The following is a 20,059-nucleotide window of genomic DNA, read 5'->3' as shown; positions in this document are numbered from 1 at the left end:
TTATCCTTTCTGTACTTTTATTAAAGTATTTCAATTACTTGAATTAAACCACCAGCAATAATTGCTCCTAAAATTGGTCCAATAACAGGAACTGGAGCATATTTTCAATCAGAACTTCCTTTATTTGCTATTGGTAAAATAGCATGAATAATTCGTGGTCCTAAATCTCGAGCTGGATTAATAGCAAAACCTGTTGGTCCACCAATAGCAAGTCCAATAACCATAACACCAATACCAACAGTCGCAGGTCCAGTAATAAACGCAGAACCACTATTAAATATTTGTGAATTAATAACTAAATTTTTAATACCAATAGTAGCACAAACAATCATAACTAGCATAAATGTTCCAATAATTTCTGTTATAGTATTTCAAATATAACTACGTTCGGCTGGAGCTGTTGCAAAAGTTGCTAAAATTTTATTATTATCTTCAGTAATGTTATATTGTTTAAAATATGCTAAGTAAACAACTAATTGTCCTAACATTGCACCTAAAAATTGAAATAAAATATAAAATGGAATATAAAGGAAGTTTTCCCCAATAAAAGCTGTTTTTTTATTAGCAACTCATAATCCAATAGTAACAGCTGGATTTAAATGTGCTCCTGAAATTCCACTTAACATTGCAGCAATAGCAACAGCAAATCCTCATCCAGTACAAATAACAAGTCAACCGCTATTTTCTCCCTTTGTTTTTTTTAATAAAACGTTGGCAACAACACAATTTCCTAGTAAAATTAGGATAAATGTGCCAAATAGTTCACCAATAATTACTTGTGAGACTTCTGGCATAATATTTTCCTCCTTAAATTAAATATTTTTTATCATATTTGCTACTAGTAAAGCAATTGCTGGTGCTGAACTTAGACCTGGTGATTTAATACCAGCAACATTAATAAAGTTAGTATTATTACTAGCAAATTTTATGAAAAAATCATCAGTTTCAACACAAATTGCTCGTGAACCACTAATTACTTTACAAGTTTTATTAATATTTAAAGTTGGAATAATTTTTAGACCAATTTTATTAATAAGTTCAATATCTTCAATTGTAATTAATCTAGTATCACTTTTCGGTACATTTTCATGAGAAGTAGGACCCACCAAGATATGACCATCAAGCATTGGAGCAACTATTACTCCTTTACCATGAATAGTAGGTATCATAAATAGAATGTGATTATTTATAATATGATTTTCGGTTTTTTCAAGAATACAATACTGTCCTCTTCTAGTTTTTAAAGTGAAATCTTGACAATTTATTAACTTTGCAATATCATCAGCATAATGACCAGCAGCATTAATAATATATTTTGAAGTAAAAGTTACTTTTTTTTGATTATTTAAACAAGTAACTCGAAAACCTGAATTTAATGTTTCAATATTAATTACTTGATGATCAACTTTTAGTTGTCCTCTATTTTTAATCATGCGATTAATTAAAGATTGTGTTAATAATACTGGATCAACAGCATATGAAGCAGAACAAAGTAGTGCACTAGTAACTTTTGGGTTAACATTAGGTTCTAATGAAATTACTTCTTCTCTTGTTAATATTGATAATTCTTTTTTAGCAAGACCATTAGTAATACCACGTGCATATAATTTTTGTATTTCTGAGTTTTCTTCTTTGCTAAAAGCAAGTATTAAAGAATCAATTTTTTTTCATGGAAAATCTAAATTTTTAAATCAATCATTTTCATATAATTTTCTGCCCTCTAGATTTAATTTAGCATTTAGTTTTCCTGGTGTTGGATCAAATCCACCATGAATGACTCCAGAATTTCCTTCTGATGTTTCTTGGGCAATTCTTAAATTTTTTTCTAAAATAACTACTTTTAAGTTTCTTTTTGATAATTCATCACTAATAGCAGCACCAATAACACCAGCACCAATAGTAATAACATCAAAATCAAATTCCATTACTTTCACCTCTCTCTAAACATCATTAAGAACAAAAGTTCTATCTGTGTATAGTTTAATTATAATATATTTTTTTATTATTAACTTAATTCAAAATATTAGATTAATTTTTAAACATTTTTAAATGAGATTTTATTAAAAAAAATAAGAAAAATTTGTGTTATATTATAAATAACGATATAAATTCAATATCGTTATAATTTTAATGAGTATATATAAAAAGATATCTAATTATTAAAATTGTATTATTTAAAAGGTAGGTATATGAATGAAACAATTATTAATTACTTTAAGTACATTAACAACATTAACTTTAACAAGTAATACTGTTATTAATAGTATTAATGATAATATTGTTAATAACAGTAGCTTAACAAATAAATCATCAATAAAGAATTCTACAAATTCATTATTTAATAATCAATGAAATATTTTAGGTACTAGTGATTGAATTACTAACCAATCAATAACCGATTATAAATTTTACAGTTATGATACTTCAGCATTAAAAAGTTATACTTTTGCCAATGCTCAAAATACTTTTTTAGTAGATACAACAGGTAATCTAGTTTATAATACCAAAGTAATTGTTCCTGATAAAGATAAATCAGATATTGAAAATACAAAACAAGAAATGAATAATACTAAAAAAGTAACTACTATTAAAGATACATATAATCCATATAGTAAAAGTGAATATAGTACTTCTTACTTTAGTGGTGATAATCAAGATTGAAAGTTAATTCAGCAAGGTGGAATTGAAAAACATGGAATGGCAACACTTTTTAGGACTATTTTTTGGTAGACATTTGTTGTTGATATTTAACTGGAGTTAAGTAGTTTAAAGTGCTGTGAATTCTTATATTGTTATATCAATTGATGTAATCAAATAATTCTAATTTTAATTGGATTAATGATGTAAAATTTTTATCATTAATAAATTCGGTTTTAAAAGTTTTAAAAGTTGCTTCAGCAACAGCATTATCATAAGGACAACCTTTTTTACTTAAAGAACGGTTAATGTTGAATGCTAGTAAAAGTTTATCAATAATTTTATTGTTAAATTCATTACCGCGATCACTATGAAATATTTGAATATCTTTTAAACAGCGATTTGATTGCATAAATGCTTGATGTACTAATGATGCATCTTTTTTAACTCCAACACTATGTCCGATAATTTCGCGGTTAAATAGGTCTATTAATAGGCAAATATAGTTTCACCTACCATTAACTTGTACATAAGTTAAATCACTAACAATAACTTCATTTTTAATCCTATTCTTAAATTTTCTATTAACAAGATTAGTTATTTGACTATCGTTAACTTTGTTATTATGATTTTTGAATGATAATTTAGTATATTTTGATATTAAATTATGTTCATTCATAATTTTTTTAATTTTTCTGCGCGATAAATAAATTTCTTGGTTTTCTAGAATTTTTTTTAATCTTCTAGTACCATAAACTTCTTTATTTTCTTTAAAAGCACTAATAACAGCTTCATCATAAATATTATTTTTGATTTTATTTTCTTTTTTCTTTAAATTAAAATAATATGTTGATTTAGATATTTTTAAAAAACGACACATTGTGCGAATTTTATATTTAGCTTTATTTTTGACGGTGGTTAGCCCTAATTACTGGACCATATTTTGATAGATATTTCTAAATTTTTATTTGTAATATTGGTGGTTTTAAAAATTTAGAATGTATTCTTTCATAATTATAAAACATAACATATTGATTTACATCATTAATAGCTTCATTGATTGTTAAATATTGATTTGAGTCTTTAGGCAATCATTCTTGAGATAAATGTGAAAATCAATTTTCAGATATGACATTACCGCCAATATCATATGGTTGTTTTTTGCTTAAAATTATTTGTTTGTTTTTTGCTCATTTTGTAATTTCTTGACAATAAAATTCGTTGGCGTTATCTGAATGTAAAATAACGTTTTTTATTTGATTTCAAGAAAATTGGTTGTTTATTTTTTCAAGTGCAGGAAGAATTAAATCTTGATATGATTTATTTGAAAATGTATTATAACTAACAACATTATTTGAATAAAAATCAATAATTACAAAAAGATATAGTCAACCTTCTTTGGTGTTTATTTGTTTAGTATCCATTGATCAAATTTGATTTGAAGCGGTTGTACTTTTGTAATCTTTGTTTACTTTATCCATTGTAGGTATTCACTTATTTGGATTTTTTTTGTTTTTAGGATAGTTATTTTTAGTTTGTTTTAATCCTTGAATATTGTGTTTTTTCATAATTTTTCGCATTTGTTTTGTTGATAATTCTATATTTAAAATGATATTTTTCTCTTGTTTTAATCACTCTTTAAAAGCTGAAAAAATTCTTAAATATCCATAAATTCTACCTTTTCTTGTAGAATGAAATTCGATTAAAAGTTGGCATAATTCTTGATATTTATGATTGCAATTAATAATATGATTTTTTTCTTTTTTAATAAGTTTTTGTTTATTTTTTAAAAAGTAATATGTTGATCTGTTTAATTGAAGATATTGACATAAGTTTCTAATTGAATATTGATTTTTGCAATCATCGATAATTTTAATTTTTTCTTTGATATTTAATTTGTTAATTATTAATGCTATTTGTTTAATTTTATCCATTAATAAAAATCCTTTCAGGTCAAAATTAGTGTTCATTATATAACACAATTGTTTTTAGAATACATTCAGATTTTTTAAATTAATGGTCTAGTAAAAAGGGCTAAGTGGCCCCATCCAAACACATTGATATTTCACAACAAACAGGTGGTCATAAAGTTGAGCATAGTGATAATTTAAGTGAAACATTGGGTCTATATTATATTGCTAAAGCAACATTATCTAATAAAATTGATAGAACAATTGCTGAGAAGTTGTCTAATTATTTTATTAGTCAAAGTAGTTTAAAAGGAAAAATTAATAATGAATTAGCTACTAAAATTGTTGATTTAATTGTTGATAATAAAGATATTTATAATTTTATTTATAATCTTCCATTTAATATTAGTGACAAGAACTATTCATTAAACTATATTTTTGATAATAATAATTTAATTGAAATTTATTATAATAAATTTAAAAATGATAATATTACACAAAATGTAAATTTTAATTATACTACTAATTATAATGGAACAGATTCTACAAATGTTTATAATAGTGAGCAAAAAAATATATTTTCAAATTGAACTGACTATGCTAAATCTTGGGATGATTTTACTATTTTATTTCCTAGTATCAGCTTTGATAATAATTCTTTTATTTCTGCTGGTGATTCAAGTCAAAGTACTCAAAAACATAATATTAAAATTAGCACAAAAGATATAACAGAAGCGATTGATAATTCTGCTAAAATTGATAATAATTTTTCTGTAAGTGGTTTTATGTGACATGCATATATTAATTCATCTGTTTTTATTTGACATGATTCTTCTGGTATTTACATTAAATTTTGAATTGGTGAAGATTCATTTTTTTATAATGATAGTCTTATTTTTTCTATAGTATTAGATAAAGCTACTTTTAATAATTCAATGAATAGTTAGTTTATATTAAAAGAATGCAAATTTGAAAAATATTTATTTAAGTATAAAGGATATTGAATTAAAAATGCTGGTAATTGTCCAGCATTTTTAAAGTTATATTTGATAATAAACTATATTAGAAAATTAAACTATTATTTATTCAAACTCTGATTTAGGAAATACATATTTATCGATAGCTTTTGCAACACCACCACAAGTATTTTTACTAGTAACATCATATGCTATTTCTTTTAAATTAGGATGAGCATTTTGCATTGCAATACCATATTTAGCCCATTTTATTAATTTATAATCATTCATACCATCACCACAAGCTAGTACTTGCTCAGGAATAATATTTCATTTTTTGCATAAAAATTGTACAGCAGCAGCTTTATTAACACCAATTGGATTAATTTCGATAACACTATGAGAAGAAGTAGCAAGTTCTAAATCTTTTATAGTATTTAATTGTTCTAAAATTGGATTAACTTGTTTTTTCTTTTTACAAAATAATAAAATTTTATACATACCCTCATCGGTATTCTCATCAATTTGTTTAGTTGGTAGGTTATTAAAATTTTCCATAATTTTAACTTTTAGTGATCTGCGATTAATTAAGCCTGTTTTATTATCGGTACTATATCCTCACATTGCTAAATTATTTTTATTAGCAAATTTAATTATTGTTTGTATTTGTTCTTTTGTTAATGATTTTTCATACAATATATCTAATCTATTATCATTAGTAATATCAAGGATGTTACCACCATTATAACAAATAATATGACCGGTTTTTTCATGCATTAAACATGATTTTGCAATATCAATGGTTGAACTTGGTGCTCTTCCTGTTGCAATAATAACTTTAATATTTTTTTGATATGCTTTTTGAATTGCAATTAGATTTTTAGGATGAATTTTTCATCTACTTTTCAATAAAGTTCCATCTAGATCAAGAACAATTAATTTAATAGCCATTATAAATACCTTATTTTCCTATTTCTTCGATAATATTAGTCATATCTTTTTCAGAAACTAAACCAAAAGTTTTTTTAACTTCTTTTCCTTCTTTATTAAAATAAATTAATGTTGGAATTGATTGGATTTCATAATCTTTTGCTAGTTCTTTAGCTTTGTCAACATCAACTTTAATAAAATTAATATTTTTGTGTTTTTCGTCATTAGCAACATTTTCAAATCTTGGCCCTAACATTTTACAAGGACCACATCATTCTGCTGAAAAATCAATTACTGTTATTTTTTTTGATTGTAAAAGTTGCTCAACTTCTTTTATAGAATTAATATGTTGTATTTTGCTTTCATTATGCATGTGTTCACTACCTTTTCTTTTAATTTATTTTATGGTTTAATTCTATCATTAGTTTTAATTTTTAAAACATTAAACGATAAAATAATTTTTTTAATTTTAGTTATTACTATATAAATATTTATAATTTTTTTAGAATAAATTCATAAGAAAATTGTAAATTATTTTTTTTAAAATTAAAGAAATATCTTTTCAATTTTAGAATATATCTGTTATAATCTGAAATATATAGGTTAGGACTAAACAATTTGAGAAGGGGATAAATAAATTATTAGTACATTTTATAAAACTGTTTAATAAATAAATGTAAATGAATTTTAAAAGGTGTAGAGTTAATATTTATTTATGGTATTTCAAAAAAATAGTTTGGTAGAGAGTTATTTTTTAATTTTTAATATTATTTATTTTTCCACAAAAACAAAAATTGTAAAAACCTATGTGTTAAAGTATGTTTATATTAAGTTTTTAAGAGCAGGTTATTTGGGTTACTATAATTTATGCATCCTTTTAGAAGGAGAGTAAAAAAAATGTCTGTTTTTAATAGACTTGCATGTGTTTTTAAGCCACCTGCAAAAAAAGAAATCTTTAGTGAAGACTTAAAGCAAGTTAATAAAAAATTTATTATTTTACGTAATCAAGTTTTTGGTTTTAGCATTTTATCATATATTCTTTACTACTTTACTCGTCAAGCGTATACAGTAGCGGGTTCTGCTTTAGAAAGCAATGGTAGCATAACTACAATGGAGTATGCTTTAATGGGAACAATTTTTGCCGTTGTTTATGGTGGTGCTAAATTTATTGTTGGAAATGTTGCTGACCGTAGTTCAGGAAGAGTAATCATGATTTTTGGATTATTTGTTTCTTCTATTTTAAATATTATTATGGGTGGTGTAGTTGCTTTTGCTGGAACTAAAATTAGTGTTGGCCCATTTGTAATGATGTTGAGTTTGATTGCGATGTTAGCTGTTTTCCAAGGCATGGGCTGACCAGCTACAGCTAGACTATTTTCTTATTGATTTACTGATAAAGAACGTTCGGGACGTATTGGAATTTGAAACTCAGGACAAAATATTGGTGCTGCTTTATTACCAGTTGTTGTTATTTCTTTAGTAACATTACTTGATCCGGGTGGAACAATTTATGGTTTATATTTTTGAATTCCTAGTATTTTTGCTTTAGCTATGATTCCATTATGTTTATGAGGATTGCGTGATCGCCCTGAAGCAGAAGGCTTACCTACTGTTGAAAAATGAAAAGGTGTTCTAGAACATGAAGAAGAAAGAGTAGAACTTAATTGAAAAGAAATTTTTGTAAAATATATTTTAAAAAATAAATTTTTATGAATATTAGCATTTGCTAATATTTGAGTATATGTTGTACGACAAGGACTGGCAGGATGAACATTAATTTTAATGAAAGATATTCATGGCTTAAATTTAAAACACAGTAAATGATTTGCTGCCTGTTTTGAATTATCTGGTTTATTTGGTGGTATTTCTGCAGCATATTTTGCTAAGTGATTTTTTAATAATCGTAAAGCACCATTAATGATATTTGGATTATTGATTGCACTTTGTGGACTAGTTTTATTTCAAGTTGCTCCTCGTGGTAATATGCCTATGCTTATTACTGCTTTAATGATTGCTGGTTTTGGTATTTATATGCCACAAGCGATGATTGGTGCTACTGCTATTGAACTAACAAATAAGAAAGCAGCTGCTACTGCTTCAGGATTTACAGGATTATCTGGTTATTTTCTTGGTGATGCTCTTTTTTCAAAAGTAGTAATTGCTGGTATTGGTAATGAAAACTGAGATTATGTATTTTATTACTTTTATGGTTGTATTGCTGCTGCTATTATTTCATTAGCTTTACTATGAACAAAAAATCAAGATAATAAAATATTATAAAAATATTATTAGATTAGCACCATAATAAGGGTGCTAATTTTTTTATTTAAAATGATATTTTAATTATACATAATAGAGAAAACGTGTTATTAATATAAGTTTAAAAAGGAAAGAAGCAAAGACAAATGTGTCCAATAAATGGTAATAGTGCCAGTATAAGAAATCAAAATATGGAATCTTTAGTGGTAGGAATAGAAAATAATAATGAAATAGTTATTACTAAAACTAAAAAAAATATTGCAGAACTTGCAAATATTAATTTAAGAATTCGTTATTATACCAATTACATTAATCAATATTGAAATAGTGATGAACAAAAATATAAAAATAAGGTAAGAATATATTTTAATGATTTAGGAGAAATTTATGAAAATTTACCAAAATTTATTAAAAAAGAAAGTGAAATAAGTTCAAATAATTGTTGTTGAAAAACTATTGAATATTTATCTTCTCCAATTGTATTGTTAACAGGTATTTCAATTAGAGTAGCACAAAGATATTTTTCAATAGCTGTAGTATCAGAAAAGTCTATAATAGGTAAAACTTTTATAGAACAATTAGAAATATTAGGCAAAGGAATGTGAGAATCATTAAAAATTCCTGAAAATTATGCTATGGCTGGTGTTGATACACTTACATCTTATTTTTTATCTTACTATCCATTTGGATTAAAAAGTATTATTGATTTATTACCTTCAAATCAATTAACACAAAAAAAAGAATTAGATGAATATTTACCACTTGAAATTATTATTAAAAAATTAGAAAAACATTTAGAACTTAAAGAATATGAAAAATTAAATAAAATTAATTCGAACTTAGATAAGTTGTGTACTAATTTATCAACAATTATCAAAAAACATGATGTAATAAATCATATTAAAGATGAATTAAAAAATATTGATTTTAATGATGAATTTACTTTTGAAAAATTTAATTCTTTAATTAGTGCAGAAATCAGTAATGATTTTTTAAAAGAACTTTTAAATGAATTAAGTGAGTTATCAAAAACTGATTTAAAAAATGAAGACTATTCTATTAAAGAAATTATAAAAAATAGTTTATCCAATACTAACTTTTTTTTGACAACATTATTAATAAATCATTTAGTTATTACTGCTTCTTCTGCTGAAACATTAACATGAGAATCTTATAAAGAAGATATAGTATCAATTAATAATATTATTTCAACTATTGTTCGTGCTACAGTAATGAGATTTGTTAATGAATGTTTTATTAAAAATTCATTAAATACAATTTTTGAACCAGTAAAAAATTATTTTTGCCCTCAAAATAATGATCATACATTGCTACAATCATTTAAAAATTGAGTTAAAAATCAAAATAAATTAAGTCAATTAGGAGTCTTTATCATTAGTTTTCTTTTTATTAGCGCTATTACTAATGCTATTAAAACTTATGCAGCAGATGTTACACAAAATAAAGGTGATTGAAAAAAAGCTTGAATTCAATTTAAAGAAACATTTCCAAAATTAGGAATGGTATTATCAGCACTTGGTGTAACTAGTTCTGATTTATATAATTTAACAAATAAAATGAAACCAGCTTTTAAATTAATATATAAGCAAGAAGAGCAACAAAAAATTATTGATGAAGTATTATCTGAATTACCAAATATAATAAATCAAGCAAATGGGAATGCTGCTAGTGATGGAAGAGGTTTTCTTACTAGAAAAATAAATGGTCATATTAATAATATTAATGAATGAGATGAAAATAATGTGCAAGATATAAATAACTCAGATAGAGAATATCTTATTCCTAATAATAATCGTAATCATGATCGTTCTCTTATCCAATGCGTAACTATCTAATTATATTAATATAGTGAAAAGATTCCTACTTTTAATGAAATTAAAAGTAGGAATTAACATATATGAAAAATATTTAAAAATATTAAAATCATTTTTATTTACAAAAAGTTTAAATTATAATAAATATTTTATACAATATTTCATTTTTTTTATTATAATTTAGTAGACTATTAATAAACATATTTTATAAGGAGTGAAATATATATAATGTTAAAAATGAAAGGTATTGGTGCTAGTAATGGCATTGCTCTAGCCAAAGCATTAATTTTAAAACATGAAACTATCAAAACTAATCCTAAAAAAATTGATGAAAAAGAAATAGAAGGAGAAGTTAAAAAGTTACATGATGCCTTAAAAATAGCAGGTGATGAAATTAAACAACTCATCCAAAATACAACAAAAACTTTAGGTGAAGAAAAAGCCGCTGTTTTTGAAGCTCATTTTTTAGTAACAACTGATCCAGTATTAATTGAAGATACTGAAAAGTTAATTAAAGAAGAAAAATATAATGCTGCTAATGCTTTAGAAAGTACTGCTAATAAAGCAATTGCAACATTTCAATCAATGGATGATGATTATTTTCGTGAACGTGCTGCTGATGTTATTGATGTTCGTGATCGAATTTTACGTAAAATTTTAAATATTAAAACTATTGATTTAAGTGCAATTAAAGAAGAAACAATTATTGTTAGTCATGATCTAACACCTTCAGAAACAAGTCAATTGAATCCTAAATTTGTTAAAGGATTTTTATGTGATATTGGTGGTAGAACTTCTCATGCAGCAATTATGGCTCGTAGTCTTGGTATTCCAGCGGTTCTTGGATTAAAAAATGTTACTACAAAAGTAAAAAATAATCAATTTTGTGTATTAGATGGTAATACTGGTGAAATTGAAATTGATTTAAATAGTAGTGAAAAAAATAAATGAGTTGCTAAACAAAACGCATGAATTGAAGAACAAAAAGAATTATTAGTATTTAAAGGTAAATTAACTAAAACCAGTGATAATCATGAAGTAAAGTTAGAAGCAAATATTGGTTCACCTAAAGATATGATTAAAGCAATTGAATATGATGCACAAGGAGTAGGACTTTTTAGAAGTGAATTTCTTTATATGGAAAGTAGTGATTTTCCAAGTGAAGATATTCAATTTGAAGAATATAAAAAAGTATTGTCTGCTACTAAACATAAAGTTGTTATTAGAACTTTAGATATTGGTGGTGATAAAGAATTATCATATTTAGATTTACCAAAAGAAATGAATCCTTTCCTTGGTTATCGTGCCATTCGTTTGTGTTTAGATCGTAAAGATATTTTTAAAACTCAATTACGTGCTTTAATTCGTGCTTCAGCTTTTGGTAAATTAGCTATTATGTTTCCAATGATTGCCACTGTTGAAGAATTTAAAGCAGCTAAAGCATTATATGAAAATTGCAAAAAAGAATTGATTAAAGAAAAAGTTAAAGTTAGTGATGATATTCAAGTTGGAATGATGATTGAAATTCCAGCAGCAGCAGTTAATGCCGAAACATTTGCTAAATATGCAGATTTCTTTTCAATTGGAACTAATGATTTAATTCAATATAGTTTAGCCGCTGATCGTATGTCAGAAAAAGTGTCTTATTTATATCAACCATATCATCCATCAATTTTACGTTTGATTAAGATGACAATTGATGGTGGACATAAATATAATCGTCCTGTTGCCATGTGTGGTGAAATGGCTGGTGATAAAATTGCTGTTCCACTACTAGTTGGTCTAGGGCTAGATGAATTTTCAATGTCTGCATCTAGTGTTTTAGAAACTAGAAAAATTATTAGTACTTTAAATAAAAAGGATACAGAAATATTAGCATCAAAAGCATTACAATGTGAAACCAATGAAGAAGTTAAATCATTAGTAGAAAAATTTTTATCAAAAAAATAAAAATATTATTTATTTTTAAAGTTACATTATTTAATGTTAAAATTATAAACATCTAATTTACATAATTTTGAGGAGAATCGACATATGTTTTTCAAGAAAAAAAAACAATTACCTTTATTAATTTATGCGCCAGTTACTGGTAAAGTTATTAACCTTAGTAAAGTTGAAGATCCAGTATTTGCTCAGGAAATGTTAGGGACTGGTTTTGCTATTATTCCTGAATATAAAGATAAAGATGGAGTTGAATTTGTATCACCATTTGATGGAAAATTAGCAACAGTATTTAATACAGGACATGCTTATGGTATTAAAGATGTAAATACAGGTATTGAATGTTTAGTTCATATTGGTATTGATACTGTTGAATTAGCTGGTAAGGGCTTTGATATTAAAGTTGAACAAGGTAAACCAATTAAAAAATCAGAAGTAATGGTAGTTGCTAATTTACAAGAAGTTAAGAATAAAGGTAAAAAAGTAACAACACCAATTGTTTTCACTAATGAAACAATGGAAGGTTATGTTGTAAAGCAAGTAGTAAAAGATGATGAACAAGTAACGGTTGGTCAATTAATTGCTGAAGTCACTAAGAAATAAATATTTTTATTAAAACAAAACCATTTAAGGTTTTGTTTTAATAAAAACAAAATTAATTTGATAAAATATTAGTAAGTATTTATATATTATTGGAGGGTATCATTTATTATGGATAATTTTTGGCAACATTATTGATGAGCAGTACTTATTGTAGTTTTAGCTATGTTAATAATACTTTATATTTTATATAGAATTTATCAAATTTTCCATATTGATTATCACTGAGAACTGAATCGTCATTTTCCACAATGAAGTAATGAGGGAATCATTACTAGGGATAACTATTTTTTACATACTGAATTTAAATTTGTTGATAATAGTAAATATATTATTATTGGTATTCATGGTATGGGTGCCTCTTTAACAGACTTTAAAACAGCTGCTAAGTTTTTTACTAAACATGGTATTTCATTTTTAAGTTTTGATCAACGAGGTTGAGGAGAAAATGAAAAATGAAAATATCATACTTTAGGAACAACTATTAATGATATTAAAGATATTATAACGGTTTTGAATGAACGTTATCCTAATAAAAAAATTTTATTAATGGGTGAATCATTAGGTTCGGCATTAACAGCATTAGCAATTAAAAGATTACCAAAAATGATTGATGGTGCAATTTTAACTAATTTTGTTACTAAGAAACAAATATTTAAAATAAAACCTTCATTAGTTTGTCATGCAATTTGAGGATTTCTATTTTATAAACATCATCCATTACCTATTACTTTTGATATGGAAACAATTTCTATTAACTCTAATTATATTAAAAAAGGGAAAATTAGAGCAATGACTAATATGAAATTTACATTATTATTTTCTTTACAAGCACAAAAATTAAGTAAACAAGTACCAAAAAATCTTAATAATGCTAAATGTCCGGTTTTGATTGTTCAATCTGCAAAAGATATATTTGCCGATTTTGATAAAATTGAAAAAAATAATAAACGTTGAAGACAGGGGATAACTTATAGTTTTTATGAAGAAGGTAATCATGCAATTTTAAATGAACCCAATATTAATATTATTTTAGAAGATGTTTTAACTTGAATAGAAAAAGAACATATATAATGATTATTTATGTTATTAGATCAAAAAAATAATTAGAAAATTTAAAAATAGTAAATAATAGTTGATTGAGTAATTTTTACTTTATAGTTATAATAGTATTTATAATTTAATAATTGTTCATACCTATTATAGTAATTTAACTATACTAGGTTTTATTAAATTAAAATTATATGTGAAAAGGAAGATAAAAATTATGAATATTATTGCAGATCAAAAAGAATTAATGAATAGAATTGAAGGTTTATTAGAAGAAATTGAAAATAAAATTGAAGTAGAAAGAAGAATTGATAAAACTAAAAAAGAAATATTAGGTGATATTTCAGATTCTGTAGGTACTCCTGCCTATATGCAAACAGCTGGACTAGTACAATATATTAAACAACAATTAAACGAGGAGAAGTCAAAAACAAATCCTAATATTAAACAATTAATGTCAATTATGTCAGAACTTAATGAAGTAAAAGAAAAAATAGATGTCACAGGTCAAGAGTATAATTGACGTAATGCTAGAAAATATCAAACATCTAATAATCCTGAATTTTTAAAAAGAATTGAAAACCTTAAAGTTGAGTGTTTAGAAATTCGCGAAGAATATTTAATTAATAATTCTAATCAAATGGCAGAAAACCAATCATCAGCATCTAATCAAAGTCCTGTAAGACAACATTCATTGTAAAAATAATGCCTTAATTAAGGCATTATTTTTTATATATTAAATTTAATTATTTTTTAAATTGAAAACTAATATTATCTAAATCAATTGCTAAACTACAACCAGCAATTAAATTTGGTGATGAAGTAACACGTGCATTTCATTGATAATAAATATTATTATCATCGTGGTATACATAAAGATCAATAATTGGAAGTTGAATAATAAGATCAGAAATTGCTACAACATTATAAGGATTTTGTAGTTCATATTTAATATTTTTATTAGTAGTAATATTATTAGTATCACCAGTGAGATTATTATTTTCTTTATATGTACCCATATTATTAATTGATAGTTTAGAATTATTAAAATTAAATTTAGGATAAAGTTGTGAAAATTGTTCTCAATTTTTTGCATATTTAGTTCAATTTAAAATGATTTGTTGATCACTATTTTTTAATCAATCATTTTTATTAATATTGCTAAAGTCTTCTTTATAATGATAGTTAATATTTTGATTTATATTTTGGACATTTCATTTTGTATAGTAAATTGCTACTAAGTTATTATCATTATCAAAAATAAAATTTAATGAGTAATCTTTTATATTTAGGAAAAGAGGTGAATTTTTAATAAAGTTAAAGATGTTAGTATTTTCAACAATTAAGTTAATAATATTATTTGTTAATTGATTACTAATTAGTTTGTTTAAACTGCTTTTATTAATGAATTGTTGGCTGATATTATAAGCTATTGCTAAAGAAATTTTATTATTAATAGCAGCATCAGCAATGTTAGAAATATCAATATTTTGTTCAAGACCACCAAATTGTAAATATGTTCAATTATTGTCACCAACAAAATTATTTTGTTGATATTCACTAAAATTGTAAGCATCAGAATAATTAGGATTGCTTTTAAGTGATGTTACTTTCTTCTTGGTAATCATTTCTTGTTTTGTATTTTCAATATCTGATTTATCTTTATTAGGAATAGTAACTTTGGTATTATAAACTAGGTTACCTGTTGTATCTACTAAGAAGACGTTTCTAGCATTGGTAAAAGTATAACTTTTTAATGCTGAAGTATCATAACTATAAAATTTATGATCGGTTGTTGATTGGTTAGTAATTCAGTCACTATTATTTAAATATTGATATTGATTATTAAATAATGATGTTTGATTAGCTGTGGCATTTGCTTTTTGTAAATCATTTTTGTTAGTATTAAAGTGATTCACACTAGTTAAAATAGTGGTACTTGTTGCTAGTGAAAAAATACCAACTGTTAAAATATTTATTGTTTTTCTCATATTTTATACCTTTAAAGTTAATATATAATTTTAATAAAGATATAAAGTTTATATCATCATTAAAATTATAAGGATATTAAACTATCGTTATTTATATTATAGTACTTTTAGTGAAATTCTACAATGTGATTAGGGAAAATTAGTAACTACTCTTTCGATTTATTAATAGAATTTAATATATCATCTGAAAGTATTGATTTAATAAATTTTTCAGTTAAATATATATCTTTTTTAGTTTTAATATGCTCATCAGTAATTAACTTGTATAAATCATCAATATTATAAATGAATTTTGAAAACATTTCATGAGTTCTTATTTCATTAATATGTTTTTGTTCTGCGTTATTTATTTGTATAAGAGAATAATTAAATTTATTTAAAATAATATTATGTATAAAATTTTCAATTTTTTTATTTAAATCATCTGGAATGGCAACACTTTTTAGGACTATTTTTTGGTAGACATTTGTTGTTGATATTTAACTGGAGTTAAGTAGTTTAAAGTGCTGTGAATTCTTATATTGTTATATCAATTGATGTAATCAAATAATTCTAATTTTAATTGGATTAATGATGTAAAATTTTTATCATTAATAAATTCGGTTTTAAAAGTTTTAAAAGTTGCTTCAGCAACAGCATTATCATAAGGACAACCTTTTTTACTTAGAACCTGTTTAGAATCTTTTAGAAAATAATGTAAAATTACTATATATTTTAAAATAAGAGGTATATATGCATAAAAATTATCCAAGTCATGTTACTAAAGAACAATTTGAGAACATAAAATCAACTTTAGAAAACAGCAAAAAGAAAACAAAACCAAGAAATTTAGATTTATATGAAGTGTTTTGTGCAGTTTTATATGTATTAAAAAGTGGTTGTCAATGAAGAATGTTACCAAAAAATTTTCCAAAATGACAAACTGTATATTATTATTTCCAAATTTGAAGTAAAAACAATGATAAAGAACCTAGTGTATTGCAATTAATTTTAAAAAAAATTAGTTAAAAAGATTCGTATTAAGAATCATCGAAAAGAAAAAACTAGTTTTTGTATAATTGATTCGCAAAGTGTTAAAAATACAGATACTACTGAAAATAAAGGTTATGATGCTGGTAAAAAGATTTCAGGAATAAAACGTCATATTGCAGTTGATACGCAAGGTTTACCACATGCAATTTACATAACTACAGCAGAAAAAACAGATCGTAATAGTGCTATCATAATGATTAAAAGTGAAAAAGAAAATCTTTCTACAGTTCAAAAAATAATAGTAGATGCTGGCTATACTGGTGAAAAATTTGCTTCTGCAATCAAAACAATCATAAATGCAAATGTTGAAGTTGTAAAACGTAATGAATTACATTCTTTTGTAGTATTGCCAAAAAGATGAGTTGTAGAACGAAGCTTTGCATGATTAGAAAAATGCAGAAGATTATGAAAAAATTGTGAAAGAAAACTAAATACTAGTTTACAAATGGTTGTTCTTTCCTTTATTTCAATTTTATTAAAAAGATTCTAAACAGGTTCTAAATTTTTAAAACCACCAATATTACAAATAAAAATTTAGAAATATCTATCAAAATATGGTCCAGTAATTAGGGCTAACCACCCCCATCCATATTATTAATAATGCCTGACAATTAATAATTTTGTTACTCATCTGTACTTAGTATTTTTTAGTAAATCTATTATATATTTCATCAATACTATCACTGTCAGGGTGAGAATTAATAATTTCTAATATATAATTTTTTGAAAATAATTTATCATTTCTTTTAATTCCATAATTTTCAGAGTTGCTTAATTTTTCAAAATTATTATTTTGATTATATAAACTAACGTTAATACAATTATTATGTATTTTAGCTATATCAAAAATATAAGGATTATGTGTAGTAAATAGAAGTTGCGAATTGTTAGGATTATTTTGATTATAATAAAATATTCTTAATATTGTGTCAATAATTCTTGGATGAAACGAATTTTCAATTTCATCAATAATATATATTTTATTTTTATCATTATTCATAATTCTGGGCATTAAATAAAGAAATCTTTTTGTTCCCTCCGATATATTTTCAAATGGTACTTTTATTTCTTTATTGTTTTTATCTTTGACAATTGCAATAATATCATCATCATAACCATGATATTGTAAATCAATAATATTTGGATCAACAGCCTTAATTAGGATTTTTAAATTTTTTAATTCTTGTTTACTTTTGTCATTTTTAGATTTAAAAATTTTCTTTAAATCATGTGTAAGATGATGGTGTTCATAAACTCCAAAAACATTATCAAAAATTTCAATATTTTTTATAAATAAAAATAAGTTATTTATTAAATTAACTTCTTTTTCTTCAAATTTAAAAGTTATTTTTTCCTCATATTCAGAAATAGTTGCTACTCTTCATAATAAACAATAATCTTTATAATTTTCAAAAATAGTTTTTCATTCTGTAACTTCATTATTAATTTTTTCAAAAATAAATAATTTTTCTTTAATTAATTTGAAATGATCACTAAATTCTAAATCATGTTTTAATAAATTATTATTAATTATATATTCAAAACTAAATAGTTTTTTTTTCTTTTCAAACCCACATATATTTTTTATAGTATTTTTATTAATTTCAAATTTATTAGTAACTATTTTCTTATATATAGCTAACTAAAGTAATGTTTACTCATATCTTGAAAAACAAAATCAATCGCGTTTTTAATATTTGGTCAATAATTTGGTAATATTTTTCTTATATTATGTTTTATAGCAAATCAAAAATGTTCAATTGGATTTAAATTAGGAGAATATGGTGGAAGAAATAATAGTTTGCATCCAGCATTTTCAATTAATTGTTTTGTTGCTTTAGATTTATGAAACGTCGCATTATCTAAAACTATAATTTGTCCACACTTTAATACTGGAATTAGTATATTTTTAACATATGATTCAAAAATTTTACTATTGCAATGTCCTTCAAATGCTCATAGAGCTTTTAATTTACCTTTATTTAGTGCACCAATTATACTCATTCTCTTTATTTTATATGCAGGTTTATTATCAAATAATCTTTTACCTTTTTCAGACCAACCATATTTATAAAATTCATTATCATCAATTCCAGATTCATCAATATATACCAAATCTTCATTCATTATTTTCGCTATTTCTTTTAAAAAATCTTCTTGTTTATTTTTATCTCTTTGTTCATATAGAAAAGTTTTTTTTATATGTATAATTTAGTTTTTTGAAATAGTTATAAACTGTTTCTTTTGTCATATCACCAAATTTTTCAATTACTTTTTGAACTGTAACATCTTTATTTTCTGCTAAATAATTTTTTAATTCATCTAAATCCTTTATTTTGTGGCTATGTCCTTTTTGATAATTCAAAATTGGTTTTATATTTCCGGTTTTTTGCTTTCTTTTTCTTCATAAAAATAAAGTCTTTCTAGTGATATTGAACACTTTACAAATTTCTTTAATTTTCATGTTTTTACTTTCATAAACTTCTATTACTTTTCTTCGTAAGTCCTCACTGTATGGTTTTGGCATAATTTAATCTTCCTAATCTATTTTAATTATTGCTGAATTATACTTGTAAGTGCAAGAATTGTTTAAATTACATATTATTATTTTACATTATTTATGAGTAAACATTACTTTCGTTAGCTATATATATTGCATCTAAAAAAGAAGATTTACCAGTTGCATTACCGCCAATAATACCAGCTAAATTAAATGTATATAAAATATTAGTATTAGTTAATTTATGTGTTATAGTAACATTTTTATTTTTATTAGCTATATTTTTATGAGTATAGTATTCTATTTCTGCATTTGTTAAACTTTTAAAACCTTTAATTTTAATTTTAGTTAACATATACTTTCTCCTTTTTAATTTATGTTACAGAAATATAGTAACATAAATTAAATAAATATAAAG

20 protein-coding genes and 1 pseudogene are annotated in these 20,059 nt (G+C 24.0%); 9 read left to right on the top strand and 12 right to left on the bottom strand.

What is annotated here, in order from left to right:
* Positions 1–20: 20 nt before the first annotated feature.
* Both AACL11_RS08530 and glpO read right to left on the bottom strand, forming a co-directional pair.
* Positions 21–794: an MIP/aquaporin family protein gene (locus tag AACL11_RS08530; RefSeq protein WP_252320728.1), complete on the bottom strand. Its 774-nt coding sequence runs from the start codon at positions 792–794 to the stop codon at positions 21–23.
* Between the two features lie 18 nt (positions 795–812).
* Positions 813–1,925: a type 2 glycerol-3-phosphate oxidase gene (gene glpO / locus AACL11_RS08525; RefSeq protein ID WP_252320730.1), complete on the bottom strand. Its 1,113-nt coding sequence runs from the start codon at positions 1,923–1,925 to the stop codon at positions 813–815.
* 268 nt (positions 1,926–2,193) lie between these two features.
* On the opposite strand from glpO, the gene AACL11_RS08520 reads away from it, so the two are divergent.
* Positions 2,194–2,730, top strand: a complete 537-nt coding sequence (locus tag AACL11_RS08520) for a hypothetical protein (protein WP_338987416.1) — start codon at positions 2,194–2,196, stop codon at positions 2,728–2,730.
* Here AACL11_RS08520 and AACL11_RS08515 read toward each other — a convergent pair.
* Complete coding sequence (locus tag AACL11_RS08515) at positions 2,717–3,565, bottom strand: IS3 family transposase (protein WP_338988508.1); 849 nt, start codon at positions 3,563–3,565, stop codon at positions 2,717–2,719. The two genes, AACL11_RS08520 and AACL11_RS08515, sit on opposite strands and share 14 nt — an antisense overlap.
* A gap of 28 nt (positions 3,566–3,593) precedes the next feature.
* Positions 3,594–4,607 (bottom strand): IS3 family transposase, encoded by a 1,014-nt coding sequence (locus AACL11_RS08510; protein ID WP_338986622.1) that lies wholly within the window; start codon positions 4,605–4,607, stop codon positions 3,594–3,596.
* 68 nt (positions 4,608–4,675) lie between these two features.
* On the opposite strand from AACL11_RS08510, the gene AACL11_RS08505 reads away from it, so the two are divergent.
* Positions 4,676–5,494 (top strand): hypothetical protein, encoded by an 819-nt coding sequence (locus AACL11_RS08505; protein WP_338987415.1) that lies wholly within the window; start codon positions 4,676–4,678, stop codon positions 5,492–5,494.
* A gap of 135 nt (positions 5,495–5,629) precedes the next feature.
* Here AACL11_RS08505 and AACL11_RS08500 read toward each other — a convergent pair whose 3' ends face one another.
* A complete protein-coding gene (locus AACL11_RS08500; RefSeq protein WP_252320789.1) occupies positions 5,630–6,454 on the bottom strand; it encodes an HAD family hydrolase in 825 nt (274 codons plus the stop codon).
* Between the two features lie 10 nt (positions 6,455–6,464).
* The gene (gene trxA, locus AACL11_RS08495; RefSeq protein WP_199188855.1) at positions 6,465–6,806 is read right to left on the bottom strand and encodes a thioredoxin; all 342 of its coding nucleotides are present in this window, start codon (positions 6,804–6,806) and stop codon (positions 6,465–6,467) included.
* Between the two features lie 524 nt (positions 6,807–7,330).
* Between trxA and AACL11_RS08490 the strand changes: the two genes are divergently transcribed.
* From AACL11_RS08490 to AACL11_RS08465, 6 genes are all read left to right on the top strand, one after another.
* Positions 7,331–8,713, top strand: a complete 1,383-nt coding sequence (locus AACL11_RS08490) for an MFS transporter (RefSeq protein ID WP_338987414.1) — start codon at positions 7,331–7,333, stop codon at positions 8,711–8,713.
* A gap of 125 nt (positions 8,714–8,838) precedes the next feature.
* Positions 8,839–10,548, top strand: coding sequence for a hypothetical protein (locus AACL11_RS08485; RefSeq protein ID WP_338987413.1), 1,710 nt, complete (start codon positions 8,839–8,841; stop codon positions 10,546–10,548).
* A gap of 204 nt (positions 10,549–10,752) precedes the next feature.
* Positions 10,753–12,477 carry a phosphoenolpyruvate--protein phosphotransferase gene (gene ptsP / locus AACL11_RS08480; protein ID WP_422397954.1) on the top strand — a complete coding sequence of 575 codons (1,725 nt, stop codon included), beginning with the start codon at positions 10,753–10,755 and terminating at the stop codon, positions 12,475–12,477.
* An 84-nt stretch (positions 12,478–12,561) separates the two neighbouring features.
* On the top strand, positions 12,562–13,071 hold the full coding sequence (locus tag AACL11_RS08475) for a PTS sugar transporter subunit IIA (protein WP_174481513.1): 510 nt from the start codon (positions 12,562–12,564) through the stop codon (positions 13,069–13,071).
* A 108-nt stretch (positions 13,072–13,179) separates the two neighbouring features.
* Positions 13,180–14,142, top strand: coding sequence for an alpha/beta hydrolase (locus AACL11_RS08470; RefSeq protein WP_338987409.1), 963 nt, complete (start codon positions 13,180–13,182; stop codon positions 14,140–14,142).
* Positions 14,143–14,335: 193 nt separating this feature from the next.
* Positions 14,336–14,818 carry a hypothetical protein gene (locus AACL11_RS08465; RefSeq protein ID WP_252320532.1) on the top strand — a complete coding sequence of 161 codons (483 nt, stop codon included), beginning with the start codon at positions 14,336–14,338 and terminating at the stop codon, positions 14,816–14,818.
* A gap of 46 nt (positions 14,819–14,864) precedes the next feature.
* Here AACL11_RS08465 and AACL11_RS08460 read toward each other — a convergent pair whose 3' ends face one another.
* Together AACL11_RS08460 and AACL11_RS08455 are read right to left on the bottom strand one after the other, a co-directional pair.
* Positions 14,865–16,109, bottom strand: coding sequence for a hypothetical protein (locus AACL11_RS08460; RefSeq protein WP_338987408.1), 1,245 nt, complete (start codon positions 16,107–16,109; stop codon positions 14,865–14,867).
* A gap of 448 nt (positions 16,110–16,557) precedes the next feature.
* Positions 16,558–16,791: pseudogene (locus AACL11_RS08455) on the bottom strand (transposase); the annotation flags it as partial.
* 50 nt (positions 16,792–16,841) lie between these two features.
* Here AACL11_RS08455 and AACL11_RS08450 point away from each other — a divergent pair.
* Positions 16,842–17,631 (top strand): IS5 family transposase gene (locus AACL11_RS08450; RefSeq protein WP_281747819.1). Its coding sequence is split into 2 segments (ribosomal slippage): positions 16,842–17,102 and positions 17,104–17,631, totalling 789 coding nucleotides; the frame shifts between segments, so codons are not numbered across the junction.
* 147 nt (positions 17,632–17,778) lie between these two features.
* Here the strand turns inward: AACL11_RS08450 and AACL11_RS08445 are convergent.
* From AACL11_RS08445 to AACL11_RS08430, 4 genes are all read right to left on the bottom strand, one after another.
* Positions 17,779–18,306: an AAA family ATPase gene (locus AACL11_RS08445; protein WP_422397953.1), complete on the bottom strand. Its 528-nt coding sequence runs from the start codon at positions 18,304–18,306 to the stop codon at positions 17,779–17,781.
* Positions 18,307–18,779: 473 nt separating this feature from the next.
* The gene (locus tag AACL11_RS08440) at positions 18,780–19,280 is read right to left on the bottom strand and encodes an IS630 family transposase (protein ID WP_338988468.1); all 501 of its coding nucleotides are present in this window, start codon (positions 19,278–19,280) and stop codon (positions 18,780–18,782) included.
* Between the two features lie 28 nt (positions 19,281–19,308).
* Positions 19,309–19,668: a helix-turn-helix domain-containing protein gene (locus tag AACL11_RS08435; protein WP_338973555.1), complete on the bottom strand. Its 360-nt coding sequence runs from the start codon at positions 19,666–19,668 to the stop codon at positions 19,309–19,311.
* A 91-nt stretch (positions 19,669–19,759) separates the two neighbouring features.
* On the bottom strand, positions 19,760–19,996 hold the full coding sequence (locus AACL11_RS08430) for a hypothetical protein (RefSeq protein ID WP_338987407.1): 237 nt from the start codon (positions 19,994–19,996) through the stop codon (positions 19,760–19,762).
* Positions 19,997–20,059: the final 63 nt, after the last annotated feature.

Source organism: Spiroplasma endosymbiont of Dasysyrphus albostriatus, from assembly GCF_964019495.1.
Classification (GTDB): Bacteria; Bacillota_I; Bacilli_A; order Mycoplasmatales; family VBWQ01; genus Spiroplasma_E.
Note: the sequence above shows the minus strand (reverse complement) of the source record. Positions and strands in the feature narration are given on the sequence as shown.